The sequence below is a fragment of the Dethiosulfovibrio salsuginis genome, assembly GCF_900177735.1.
Classification (GTDB): Bacteria; Synergistota; Synergistia; order Synergistales; family Dethiosulfovibrionaceae; genus Dethiosulfovibrio; species Dethiosulfovibrio salsuginis.
Map to the genome: position 1 here is coordinate 1 of NZ_FXBB01000053.1, position 11753 is coordinate 11753.

General features: G+C 53.3%; 14 protein-coding genes. 5 read left to right on the forward strand and 9 right to left on the reverse strand.

Features of this window, described 5'->3' with window-relative positions:
- The 3 genes from B9Y55_RS12420 to B9Y55_RS12430 all read left to right on the forward strand — a co-directional run.
- A partial coding sequence (locus B9Y55_RS12420) for a zinc ribbon domain-containing protein (RefSeq protein WP_143340947.1) occupies positions 1-200 on the forward strand: 200 nt, incomplete at its 5' end.
- A gap of 299 nt (positions 201-499) precedes the next feature.
- Positions 500-913, forward strand: a complete 414-nt coding sequence (locus B9Y55_RS12425) for an HD-GYP domain-containing protein (RefSeq protein ID WP_085545667.1) — start codon at positions 500-502, stop codon at positions 911-913.
- Between the two features lie 23 nt (positions 914-936).
- Positions 937-1674, forward strand: a complete 738-nt coding sequence (locus tag B9Y55_RS12430) for a substrate-binding periplasmic protein (protein ID WP_085545668.1) — start codon at positions 937-939, stop codon at positions 1672-1674.
- A 42-nt stretch (positions 1675-1716) separates the two neighbouring features.
- Here the strand turns inward: B9Y55_RS12430 and B9Y55_RS12435 are convergent, their stop codons facing one another.
- From B9Y55_RS12435 to B9Y55_RS12450, 4 genes are all read right to left on the reverse strand, one after another.
- On the reverse strand, positions 1717-2052 hold the full coding sequence (locus B9Y55_RS12435) for a DUF2023 family protein (RefSeq protein ID WP_085545669.1): 336 nt from the start codon (positions 2050-2052) through the stop codon (positions 1717-1719).
- 171 nt (positions 2053-2223) lie between these two features.
- Positions 2224-2550, reverse strand: a complete 327-nt coding sequence (locus tag B9Y55_RS12440) for a hypothetical protein (RefSeq protein WP_085545670.1) — start codon at positions 2548-2550, stop codon at positions 2224-2226.
- A 65-nt stretch (positions 2551-2615) separates the two neighbouring features.
- Positions 2616-3713 (reverse strand): SO_0444 family Cu/Zn efflux transporter, encoded by a 1098-nt coding sequence (locus B9Y55_RS12445; protein WP_085545671.1) that lies wholly within the window; start codon positions 3711-3713, stop codon positions 2616-2618.
- 2 nt (positions 3714-3715) lie between these two features.
- Positions 3716-4021 (reverse strand): ArsR/SmtB family transcription factor, encoded by a 306-nt coding sequence (locus B9Y55_RS12450; RefSeq protein WP_200806683.1) that lies wholly within the window; start codon positions 4019-4021, stop codon positions 3716-3718.
- A 124-nt stretch (positions 4022-4145) separates the two neighbouring features.
- On the opposite strand from B9Y55_RS12450, the gene B9Y55_RS12455 reads away from it, so the two are divergent.
- Complete coding sequence (locus B9Y55_RS12455; RefSeq protein WP_159448356.1) at positions 4146-5276, forward strand: YibE/F family protein; 1131 nt, start codon at positions 4146-4148, stop codon at positions 5274-5276.
- Positions 5277-5303: 27 nt separating this feature from the next.
- On the opposite strand, the gene B9Y55_RS12460 is transcribed toward B9Y55_RS12455, so the two are convergent.
- From B9Y55_RS12460 to B9Y55_RS12480, 5 genes are all read right to left on the reverse strand, one after another.
- On the reverse strand, positions 5304-5831 hold the full coding sequence (locus tag B9Y55_RS12460; RefSeq protein WP_234986242.1) for a folate family ECF transporter S component: 528 nt from the start codon (positions 5829-5831) through the stop codon (positions 5304-5306).
- A 71-nt stretch (positions 5832-5902) separates the two neighbouring features.
- The gene (locus tag B9Y55_RS12465; protein WP_085545673.1) at positions 5903-6940 is read right to left on the reverse strand and encodes a DctP family TRAP transporter solute-binding subunit; all 1038 of its coding nucleotides are present in this window, start codon (positions 6938-6940) and stop codon (positions 5903-5905) included.
- 84 nt (positions 6941-7024) lie between these two features.
- On the reverse strand, positions 7025-8698 hold the full coding sequence (locus B9Y55_RS12470) for a formate--tetrahydrofolate ligase (RefSeq protein WP_085545674.1): 1674 nt from the start codon (positions 8696-8698) through the stop codon (positions 7025-7027).
- A 75-nt stretch (positions 8699-8773) separates the two neighbouring features.
- On the reverse strand, positions 8774-10045 hold the full coding sequence (locus tag B9Y55_RS12475) for a D-serine ammonia-lyase (protein WP_085545675.1): 1272 nt from the start codon (positions 10043-10045) through the stop codon (positions 8774-8776).
- A 12-nt stretch (positions 10046-10057) separates the two neighbouring features.
- Positions 10058-10585: an FmdE family protein gene (locus tag B9Y55_RS12480; RefSeq protein WP_085545676.1), complete on the reverse strand. Its 528-nt coding sequence runs from the start codon at positions 10583-10585 to the stop codon at positions 10058-10060.
- Between the two features lie 218 nt (positions 10586-10803).
- Here B9Y55_RS12480 and B9Y55_RS12485 point away from each other — a divergent pair, with 218 nt between their 5' ends.
- Positions 10804-11355, forward strand: coding sequence for a hypothetical protein (locus B9Y55_RS12485; RefSeq protein WP_234986243.1), 552 nt, complete (start codon positions 10804-10806; stop codon positions 11353-11355).
- Positions 11356-11753: the final 398 nt, after the last annotated feature.

An 11753-nucleotide genomic window follows, 5' to 3' on the forward strand; every position in this document is an offset into this window, starting at 1 on the left:
GAGATCCGATAATAGCTGGGGCAAATTATGCCAGCTCCCAACTGTGCTCTGAATGTGGCTATAAAAACCCACTGGTAAAGGATTTAGCCCTAAGGGAGTGGGTATGTCCAAGTTGCGGTACACATCACGACAGGGACGTAAATGCGGCACAAAACCTACTGAAACTAGCTCTGCCCACCGAAATTAGCACGGCAGTGTAGCTTTGGTACTCACGAGGTCGGGACGAACTTCAGAGCCTGGGGAAACTTGTCTCGTTAGAGATATTGACCAGGAAGCCCCCACTTCTATAAGTGGGGGTAGTTCACCGTTAACCTTCCTGCTGTTGGAAAAGAGAGCAGGGCACAGCCTAAGCTAGAGCCCTAAATGGCGACCGTAGACGGTTGGCTTGAAGAAGATAAGCGAGCAAGAAGGAAGCAGCGTCACACAGCTCGTCGTATATACGATAGACTTGTGGAGAGTTTTGATAGTTTTGACTGCCCGTATCGAACAGTAGCTGCTTATGTTAAGCGTAAGAAAAAAGAACTCTACGGCAAAACCGATAGTGCGCTCCCTCTGGTGCATAAGGCTAAGGTGGGATGGCGGAGGCTATCCCAGAGGGATAGGGGGAAAATCTATCGCTTTGGAGGCCAGAATAGTGGCCGTGGTCGACGTGTTCGACGCCCTGAGCCACGACAGGGTCTATAAAAAGGCCTGGGATATGGACAGGGTGCTGGATTTTCTGGGGGAAGAGCGAGGAGCACAGTTTGACCCTCAGGTGGTGGATATGTTTTTAGAAAATTCGAGAGCTCTTATAGACATCAGCCTCTCCATGCCCGACGAGAGTCGTTGCGATCTGTTTCCCCTTTATGATAATATGGACGTAAGGGATAGAGATGAAATGCTCGAAGTGAGTTTATCTTTGTCTGAGGTATGATCTGAGAGAGAGGAGATGTTTACGTGAAGAGAGTCTTCGTGTTAGCTTTGTTGTCGCTGGTGTTTGTGGCGAGTTCCTGCTGGGGGGCGGATAAGGTGGTCACCGCCGTCGGCGATCCCTGGCCCCCCTTTGGAGATCCGGAAAAACAATCTAAAGGATTGGCGGTGGAGATAGCCGAGGCCGCCATGAAGACCCAGGGATACAGGTTTGAAATGTCCTTTATGCCCTGGGCCAGGGCGGAGGATGGGGTAAAAAAAGGAACCTATGACTTTTTGCTCTACGTATGGGTTACCGAGGCCAGAAAATCTACCATGTTTTACAGTGAGCCCTATGGGGAGAACCGTCTTGTTTTTATAAAACCAAAAGGAAGTAACTTTGAGTACAATGGAGTGGGCAGCTTGAAAGGCCTTACCGTAGGGGTGGTTCGGGACTACGGCTACGGCGACGAGTTTATGAACGCTAAAGGCTTTAATAGAGAGGCAGCGCCGGACTTTATGACAAACGCAAAGAAGCTGGCGGCGGGAAGGATAGACCTGACCGTAGAGGACGAGGTGGTCGCCAGCTCCTTGCTTATGGGCACCGATCTGGCGGATAAAATCGCCTTTACCGAGAACGCCCTTTCCGTAGAGCCTCTTCACGTCACCTCAGGCCTTGCAAACCCCAGGCATAAAGAGCTTATAGAGGCCTTCAACAGAGGGCTTGAGGAGATAAAGAAAGACGGTACCTACGATCTCATTCTAGGCCATTATGGGTTAAAGTAGAGACGCAGTAAAAACAGGGGCCTTTCTAAAGGCCCCTGTTGGTTATCCTATGAGTTCTTCTCTATCGTGTCTTTTCTTGAGGTATCTGGAGCATTGCTTCATCCTGTCGTATCCCAGCATTATCCCCAGGATGAAGTCCTGTTCGTCGGTCAGCCTGGACAGGTCTATGGTGCCAAACCTCTGGACCACCGATATACAGTCAGGATGGCCGAAAAAGACGTTTACCCTCTCCTCGCCTATCTGATGTACCAGATAGGGAATGCCGTAGTGATCCAGCTTGTGGACTATGGCCGGAAGGTCCGATATAGGCGCGGTGTGGAGGATCAGGTTTCTGAGCCCTTTCCAGTATTTGTAGACGTGGTGACAGAAAATCTCCAACGTTATACCTCCTGCTCTCCCGAACAAAGATGAAGCCCGGGGGGAACCGGGCTTCCGCATTGAGAGGGGGAATTGACATCATGTCAGGAAAGAACGGAAGGGGAGTTCGTTCTATCTAACTTCCCGACTGACCATAGGATACACCCTGGAGTTCGTTTTGTCAAACACTTTTTAGGTGGCTTTTTCGGTCATCCGTCTCCACTTAGACTCCCTCTCGTATCGCCTCTGTGCCAGGAGTTCCTGCCTCTGCTTTTTCTCTTCCCAGTCTTCCTCCGCCAGCTCCCGCGTCTTTTCCCTGTTTTTTTGAGCTTTCTTTTTGAGGTCTTTCATCTCGTAAAAGGCCTTACGCCTTTCTTGTCCCTCCCTGACGGTATCGTTGTGAATATCGACCATATCAGTTAACGTTTTTTCGATTTTTTTCTCCGATTTTTTGTATTCCTCTATCAGCTCTTTTGCCGTCTGAGGAGTCTTTGCCGGTGCGATCCTGTCTATCCTCATAACGATTCCCCCTCTCAAGCTGGTCGGTTACCTGTATATATTATCGGATCTTTGGCCTTTGTCCATCAACCTCTATTACAGGAAAGGGCCATTTTGTCTCCTTTTTTTGACCTGTCCTTAGCCCAGTTGTAGGCCCACATGGACAGCAGAGCTACCGCTCCTGCGATGTGAACCCACTGAGGTAGATGCTCCGATCCCTGGCCTACTATAGCCTGGGCCGATAGGCCGTAAGCGCCGTAGATACGGTCAACCACAAGCCCAGCGGTCACCGCTACCGATACGATAGATCCCAGGTAGATCGCAAGCCTCCTGGTTCCCAGTATCCTGTGGAGAAGGGGTAGGTTTATGATCGACGTCGCTGGACCAGCCATAAGGAAGACCAAAGCGGCACCTGGAGAGACCCCCTTAAGGATTAGAGCGGCAGCGAGAGGTGTCGATGAGGTCGCACAGATATACATAGGGATTCCGACCACCGTCATGAGAAGCATGGAGGAAAGGCCGCCGCCTAACGCCTTCTCCAGAAAGCTCTGAGGAACCGCCACCGATATAAGGCCAGATAGCAGTATTCCTATGAAAAACATTTTGGATAGATCTCCCCATATGTCCACCACGGCGAAGCTGACCCCCTCTCTGATCCTCTCCCTTAAAGTCCTTTTATGCCCATCGTTGTGGCGATCGCCATGGCCGTGATCGTGATCGTGGCAGTGATCGGAACAGCAGTCCGATTTCCCTGTGGTTTCGGTTTCTGGGCCTCCGAAGAAAACCGATAGTCCACCGGCTACGAAGGCGGATATAAATGCCACAATCGGACGGGCCACGGTCATCACAGGGTCCAGCAGGGCGTAGCTCAAGGCTATAGAGTCCACCCCTGACTGTGGGGTGGAGATCAGAAAGGACACAGTAGCCCCAGAGGACGCTCCCTGCTTTTTTAAGGCCGCCGCCGCTGGAATAACCCCGCAGGAACAGAGGGGAAGAGGTATTCCAGCGATAGAGGCCTTGAAAACCGGGGAAAGCCCCTTGCCTCCCAGATATCGCTGCACCCAGGATGGATCTATGAAGGCCTTCAAAAGGCCGCTTATGAGAATCCCCAAGGTCATGTAAGGAGCGGCGTCGAGGAACATGGAAACGGTCTCCTTTAATACCGAAGTTATAAAGCCGTACATATTTAGCACTCCTCCCTATCCTTATGGGCCTGATGCTCAAGACCGATGGTCAATATGAGATACACGTGATGATCGTCGAGGGAATAAAACAGCCTTTTACCCTCTCTCCTTCGCTTTACTACCCGTAGTTGCCTCAGACCTCTTAGGTGATGGGACGTCGATGATTCGCTTATGTCCATCGACGAAGCCAGGTCCGATACGCACCTTTCTCCTTCCATCAGACCTAGGACAATCCCCAGCCTCGTAGGGTCTCCTAGGGCCTTGAACATAGAGCTAAGATCGTCGAGAAACTCTCTTGTCCTGTCCAAAGTTGGACACCTCCTTGTACATATGATTATATGTTCAAGTGTCGATATAATCAAGCCCTTCCATTGCGTAAATCGGATAAAGCTGTTATATCTGTGGTCTTGTAGGCCGAAAGGGGGACTTTCATTGAACAGGAAAAAAACGTTAAAGACGACCGGTGCTATGCTCTTAGCGTCGGTTCTAGCGTGGGCTGTCGGAGTCGGGGTAGGGAATATAGTGATTAAGGCGTGGGATTACGAGGATAGCTGGGTGGTCAGGCTGGAGGCGGTTCGACTCTCTCCGGTTCAGGGAGAGTCCGATGAAGGATGGCTGCTTCAGAGCTTCGACCTTCTGGTGACCTTTTTATCCGGCGAGAGCGCAGGGGACAGCGGATCTATCACCGTGGAACAGCTGGAGGAAAGCCACCTAAAGTTGAGCTCAGGCAGAAGCTATATCCTTATGGCCGATCGCTTCCCCGATGGGTTCGTCCAGTATTCGGTGACCGATAGATTCAGGCTCCCCTGGGTAATCTCTTTTCTGCTGTTCTCCGTCCTCTCGGTCTGTATCATAGCAGGCTGGACAGGAGCTAGGGCGGTAATGGGGCTAGGCATATCCCTGCTTGTCCTGGTAAAGGGATTCGTGCCTGCGGTGTTGGCGGGGTATCCTCCCGTTCCCTGTGCCATGGTGGCCTTGGCCGTCCTTTCGGCGGTGACCATCTTTCTGGTGGTCAGGAGGCCCCACTGTAGACCTGTGGTGTTTTTAGGGACTATGGGCGGGGCTGTAGCGGCCTATACGATGGGTGCATCGGCAAACTGGCTCTGGCAGCTCACGGGATTAGGCAGCGACGGGGCCACCCTTTTCGCCAGCACCTTCCCAGGGTACGATATGAGGGGCATCTTTCTGGCCTCGGTGATGGTAGGGTCTATCGGTGCGGTCCTGGATGTGGCTATCTCGGTGACCTCCGCTATGGCGGAGCTGGCGGACTACGATCCGTCTATACCTAAGCCGAGGCTCTGGAAGGCAGGAACCTCCGTAGGCAGGGAAATATTGGGTAGTATGATCAACACCTTAATACTGGCCTATTTCGGGACCTCTTTGGTTATGACCATGATGATGGTCAACTCAGAGCCCTCTTTCGCCTTTCTCTTCAACGATCCTATAGTGAGCCAGGAACTGGTCCAAAGTCTAGCCGGTACTATCGGCCTGCTGTTGACGGTCCCGATGACCACCTTGGCGGGGCTGTGGCTCATGAAAATAAAGACCACCGACGACCTTTAGGTCGTAGGTGGTCTTTATTTTCAAACTCTATCCCTTTATCGCTATCGCCGATGGATCGATGGCCCTGTGGAGCCTCAGAAATAGCATGGTGTACACCGGAGCCGCCATTATGAGGCTCACCGCTGCTCCTGGTATGGTGGTTGCCATCGGAAGGGAGAAGAGGTGGTTAAGGAGAATGGGGACAAGTATCACCGAGGTGACCAGTTGGCTTCCTCCTATGGCGGTCATCACAGGCAGGAATCTCTCCGATTTCCCAATGGCTTTCCAGAAAAGAGAGGGCAGAATACCTGTCAGAGCGGCGGTCACCGTAAAGTGAGGCAGGTAGGCCCCCATAGGGTGAAGGACGAATCCCACTACGTCGCCTACCGCCCCTACCATAGCTCCTGCCAAAGGGCCCATTGTCAGTCCGGTCAGTATGGTGGGGAAGGTTCCAAAGCCTATTCGGATTCCCTCGATTCCTCCTATGGCTATTCTCACGCTGGCAAACCTGGTGAGGACCACGTTGAGGCTCACCATAAGGGCCAGTATTACCAGTTTACGGGTCGAAAACTTCACTTATCTCTCTCCTCTCGGATTTTCTCAGGTATCCCCCTGAGTCGGGAACCTATTTTGCCTTCTTTTGCCTTTTATGGCAAGGGGCTCGCCCTTTTAATTTCTTCTTTCAGTTCTTTCAGAATAAGAGAGCCTTTCCCTTTGTCTTGGACCTTCTCGAGATAGAGTAGTTCGACCTTATCCCCTATGGCCTCTATAAAAGCCTGGCGGTGGGATTTATCGAGCTCCAGATACCTTTGCCCCCTGGACATAGAGGATTTTATCTCCTCAAGCCTTTTTTTGTTGAGGTCCATCTGTGCCTTCATCCCGTAGGGACGAAGTTCCTCGATCGACTCGGTCACTATGGCCCTGATGTCCTCAGGGAGAGAACTCCAGAAGTTCAGATTAGCCATGGTCTGCATGACGTAGATTTTGTGCTGAGACCTTATGTAGTAGTTCTGAGAATCCATAAACCCCATCTCCTGCACTATGTAAGGGGCGTTTTCCTGAGCCTCAACTATGCCAAGCTGAAGGTTACTGTATACCTCTATGAAGGAGACGACCTTAGGGTCTGCCCCTAGTATCCGATAGGATTCGGCGATTATCCCCGAGGGCATGGTTCGGATTTTTAGCCCTTTAAAATCCTTAGGGTGCAGTAAAGGCCTGTTGGAGGTCCAGTCCATAGCCCCTTCGCTCCAGTAGGCCAACACCGTGACGCCGTCTTCTTCGTATACAGACGTAAGGGTCTCGTTAAGGGCTTTGCTGGTATCCAGTATATGTTCGTTGAGATCCTGATCGTCGGGAAACAAAAAAGGTATGGAGAATACCTGATTTTCAGGGACGAAGTCGCCTACCTGTCCTGCGCCGTCCAGGACAAACTCGATGGAGCCTTGGCGACACAGTTGGTAGATCTCCTGAGGCGTCCCCAGAGTCCCGAGAGGGAAGATAGTCAGACTGATCCTGCCATCGGACTTCTCGTCGAGCAATCTGGCGAACTCCCTGGCGTAGAGGTCGCAGACGCTTCCCTCAACCTCTTCTTCCGCTAGCCTCCAGTGGTAGACCTCCGAGCTTGTTGCCTGTCCGGCTACAGCTAGGAGCAACAGGAGAGCTGCGGCTATAATACCTTTCCTCACGGCACATCACCTCTTTCCGTCGTTGTAGCTCCACTATAGGCAAAAAAAACGGGGACCGCAAGGCCCCCGTTTTGATGTGCGGAACTAAAACAGCCCTGAGATCTTTCCGTGCTCGTCGACGTCGATGGCGACGGCGGAGGGCTTTTTAGGAAGCCCGGGCATGGTCATGATGGAACCGGTGATGGCTACCAGGAATCCCGCTCCGGCGGAAATCCTTATCTCCCTGACGGTGACCTCGAAGTCGGTAGGTCTGCCCTTTTTCGCCGGGTCGTCGGAGATGGAGGACTGGGTCTTAGCCATGCAGATGAGCAGGTCGTCCAGTCCAAGGTCGTGGATGGCTTTCAGGTCTTTCTGAGCCTGAGCGGTGAAGGCCACGCCGTTGGCTCCGTATATCTTAGTGGCGATGGTCTCTATCTTCTCCTTAGGGGAGAGTTTCTCGTCGTAGAGGTAGTGGAAGTCGTTAGGCTGATCGCAGGCCTCTATGACCTTCTTTGCAAGGTCGATGCCGCCATCGCCGCCTTTGGCCCATATCTCCGACAGGGCCACAGGCGCTCCCAGCGCGGCGCACTTCTCCTCGACGAGCTTGAGCTCCTCAGGGGTGTCGGTGGGGAATGCGTTGATAGCCACCACCACCGGAAGTCCGAAGGACTTCATGTTCTCTATGTGCTTCTCTAAGTTGGGGATACCGGCGGCCAGGGCCTCCATGTTGACCTCGCCAAGGTTCTCCTTGGCAACCCCTCCGTGGACCTTCAGGGCCCTTACTGTGGCCACTATCACCACCGCGTTAGGCTTGAGGTTCGCCATACGGCACTTGATGTCCAGGAACTTCTCCGCCCCTAAGTCGGCGGCGAAGCCAGCCTCGGTGACGAAGTAATCCGCCAGCTTGAGGCCGTATCTGGTCGCCATGACGCTGTTGCAGCCGTGGGCGATGTTGGCGAAGGGGCCGCCGTGGACGAAAGCCGGAACGTGCTCCAGCGTCTGGACCATGTTGGGCTTCAGGGCGTCTTTGAGCAGCATCGCCATGGCGCCGTGGGCCTTAAGGTCCCCTGCGGTCACCGGCTTGCCCTCGTAGTCGTAGGCCACGATGATCTTTGCGAGCCTGGACTTGAGGTCCGAGATGCTGGTGGAGAGGCAGAGAATTGCCATCACCTCAGAAGCCACGGTGATGTCGAAGCCGTCCTGACGGGGAACGCCGTTGGGCTTGCCGCCAAGGCCGATGACTATGTCCCTGAGGGCACGGTCGTTCATGTCCATGACCCTCTTGAGGGCGATCCTCCTGGGGTCGATGTTGAGCTCGTTGCCCTGGTGGATCGAGTTGTCCAGCATGGCCGCCAGCAGGTTATGGGCTGCGGTGATGGCGTGGAGGTCTCCGGTGAAGTGGATGTTTATGTCCTCCATAGGGACCACCTGGCTGTAGCCACCTCCGGCGGCTCCGCCTTTGACGCCGAAGACAGGTCCTAAGGAGGGCTCTCTGAGGGCGAGGGAGGTCTTCTTGTCCAGCTTGGCTAGGGCCTGAGCCAGTCCCACCGACGTAGTGGTCTTTCCCTCTCCTGCGGCGGTCGGGGTGATGGCTGTGACCAGAATCAGCTTGCCGTCCTCCCTGTCCTTGACCTTGTCCCAGAGATCGTAGGAAACCTTAGCTTTGTACTTGCCGTAATGCTCAAGGTCCTCTTCCCCTACACCTAGCTGGGACGCCACCTCGGTGATGGGCTTCATCTTTGCCTGCTGGGCTATCTCTATGTCCGACAGAAACGCCATGTGTACTCCTCCTCTTGCTTTCTCTGAATATGGGACAGTGTGTCCTCTTTTTTGCCTCGATGGAAAGATATTACCCTACCTTTTTCCTCTCCACAAGTCCCCTCCATGCTTTAGCATGGATTTATATGTGTCTTCAGGCAGGAAGCTCCCCCCTGTGAGCCAGGCTATGGCGGCCTCTCCTGGGAGAGGTTCAAGGGTCGTCAAGCCACAAAGGGCCGCCGCCGCGGAAGGTTCTGCTTTAACCCCTTGATCTCGGTCCATTAGATACTGTAGTTCGTACAGCGAGTCGTCCTCGACGGTGATTATGCCGTCTATAAGTCTGTGGCACATGGACCATACCATGTCCGAAGGGGCTCCTACCGCCAGACCGTCCGCTTCTGTGACCCCGTCTATTCCAAACTGGGACACCGATACGTCCGGTCGGCCTAAGACCATAGCCAGGGACATACAGGGTGCGTGGGTCGGTTCCACGAACCAGCAGTGTACCGAATCTCCGTATATCTGTTTTAGGCCAAAGGCGATTCCTCCTGGTGCTCCTCCCACACCGCAGGGCAGATAGACCCTTAACGGGTGATCTGAGTCTACCTCCAGGGATAGCGATTTTAGCTGATCCCTCAGTCTTAGTGCCGCCACTGCGTAGCCAGAGAAAAGGAGAGAGGACCTTTCGTCGTCGACGAAATAACAGTTTTCCCTGGACTCACACATGTCTCTACCCTGGTGGACCGCCTCGGAGTAGTCGCTTTCGTGCTCTATTACCGTGACCCCTTTGGACCGTAAAAGGGATTTTTTCCACTCTTTTGCGTCCTGGGACATGTGTACGGTCGTGTCGAAGCCGAGCTCGGCGGACATAATGCCGACGCTTATACCCAGGTTTCCAGTGGATCCCACAGCCACAGAATACTTGGAGAAAAAGTCTCTGAACTCCCTTCTCGCCAGTATGGAGTAATCCTGTTCTATCCTTAAAAGGCCTTCCTTTACCGCCAGGCCCTCGGCTAGTGCGAGTATCTCGTGGATGCCTCCCCTGGCCTTTATGGATCCCGCTACCGGTAGGTCGCTGTCTCGCTTGAGGAGAAGCCTTGGAACCTCCACTCCGTAGCCTTCTGAGATAGCGGAGGCCAGCTCGGGGGCCTCCGAGATTGGAGATTCTATAATGCCGTCTCCTGTCTCTGGAAACCTCAGGGCTATGTAGGGGGCGAATCTATCCAGCCTAGCCTGAGCGTCCAGGACATCGGAAATAGAGACTGCGGTTCCCCTTAGGGCCAAGGATGACGGGATTTTATCCTCGTTCGCCCAGGCGATTGGCTCACATTTTTTGATCCTCTCCAGCGCTCTCTCCCTGTTCTCCATCTTCGATCACTCCTATCGTTGAGGTCTGATTTCTCTGAAACACGGTAGGCAGTAAACCTGACCGTCCAGGTTTCTGGTGAGAGATTCCATAGTTCCCTCGCCACACCTCGAGCATCTGAGGCTCGACTCTCTGTAGGCCATGGATGGAAGGGGCTCTCTGGGTGTTTTTACGTCAAAAAGCTCCTCTGCGTTGGACTTTAGTAGATAATCCCTGTACTCATCCCTTTCCATATCCCTTTTTAGGCTGTCCTTTAAGACCAGCCTGAGACCTTTGCCGTCCCTTCTGCGGTAGAAGGTGAAGGCCACTTTTCCGTAGTTTCGCAGGATAAGGTTGCCCTTTCCCACGGTGCAGTTCGTCATATACTGTATTCCGTCCACTCCACACATATCGGTCTCGGAGACACAGACCAATTCCTCGTCTCCGTCGCCCTCCCCTAACTCTCTGAGGGCCAGCTCCGACGCCTTTATCCCTATGGCCAGACCAGGACAACTATGTCCGTGAAAGGCCACGACGTCATCGTATGTCTTCTTGCTTTCCATCGTTCAATCCCTCCTAGTTCCGTTTCCCTTAGGCTATTTTGGGGCAAAAAAAACTTAAGTACAAGGCCTCGGTGAAAAAAGATTGATCTATCTTATTGACATCCAAGCTCAAAACGGTATACTGCTTGGTTAGGGTTGACTAACTAAGTTTGTGTCTTTATGAAGGGAGTTGTGTGTGTATGGGTTGAAAGGCTCGTCTGTTGTGTGCTGCCTTAGCGATGGTGGCCCTGTCGCTCGGGTTTTATGGGGAGGGCTTTGCCTGGTCGTCTGCTGACAGGCTCAAGGTGGAGGTAGGTTTAGGAAAAGACATGAAGTTCTTCGATCTGGGGTTGGTCGCGGGATCCGATTTTTGGGTTGAGCCACCTGTTCCCTCGGAACATACCTGCATGAACAGGGGAACGACGTTCAGGCTTCTTCAATCTTTGGCCGATGTTCAGTGCGAGGACGGCGTGCTTCGTCCATTCGATCTGGACGTCCGCTTAGGCTGGCAGTTCGGATGTGCGACAAAGATGTACGGAACCTACGTGCCTTTTGTCGCATCCGGCGACGAATACGTCCCCTTGGTGGACGAGAACGGCGAAAATGTCGTTCGTCCCGGGATATTCAAGGCCTGGGATTACTCTTTGGACAGTCGTCCCTTATCTGGGGAGCTGTCTCCCTCCTCTCTCTACAGGATAGAGGCGACCTCCCGGTCCACCGGCAAGGTCTACGCCCTGGTAACTATTCAGTCGCCCCATCCAGGAAGAGAATCTGACCATCGAGAGCCATAGACATGGCCTCGAAGATGTTGATCGAGTTCTTCTTCGCCGTGATAAAGAACGACATTATTTTGGCATAGTCATTAGCCCCTTCCGAGGTTCGGAAGCAGCCCGATATTTTAAGCTTCGCCTTGAAGTTGCGGATGGCTCAGCTTCGTTATTGTCGAAGGGGATCGCAAAGTCCCTGGCATAGAGCAGGATCTCCTCCTTATGGTCCCTAAATCTCTCCAGGAGGTTCCTGGCCTTACCTTTTTTGGGCCTGCCTCTTGCCCCCTTTCCAGTAGGTAGGCAGGAACCTTTTTCAGCGGTTCAGATATCCTTCTGGTCGCAGCTCTCGCACTGTGAGGGCAGATGCTCTACGATTTTATCCGGCTCATGGGGAAGCTGAAGGCCACTTCCTTTATGGCCCT

Excerpts from the sequence above, each read along its gene's own strand:
- B9Y55_RS12425 (WP_085545667.1), top strand. The coding sequence starts at position 500 with ATGTTAAGCGTAAGAAAAAAGAACTCTACGGCAAAACCGATAGTGCGC.
- B9Y55_RS12440 (WP_085545670.1), bottom strand. The coding sequence starts at position 2,550 with ATGAGGATAGACAGGATCGCACCGGCAAAGACTCCTCAGACGGCAAAA.
- B9Y55_RS12445 (WP_085545671.1), bottom strand. The coding sequence starts at position 3,713 with ATGTACGGCTTTATAACTTCGGTATTAAAGGAGACCGTTTCCATGTTC.
- B9Y55_RS12470 (WP_085545674.1), bottom strand. The coding sequence starts at position 8,698 with ATGGCGTTTCTGTCGGACATAGAGATAGCCCAGCAGGCAAAGATGAAG.
- B9Y55_RS12475 (WP_085545675.1), bottom strand. The coding sequence starts at position 10,045 with ATGGAGAACAGGGAGAGAGCGCTGGAGAGGATCAAAAAATGTGAGCCA.
- B9Y55_RS12480 (WP_085545676.1), bottom strand. The coding sequence starts at position 10,585 with ATGGAAAGCAAGAAGACATACGATGACGTCGTGGCCTTTCACGGACAT.
- B9Y55_RS12485 (WP_234986243.1), top strand. The coding sequence starts at position 10,804 with ATGGTGGCCCTGTCGCTCGGGTTTTATGGGGAGGGCTTTGCCTGGTCG.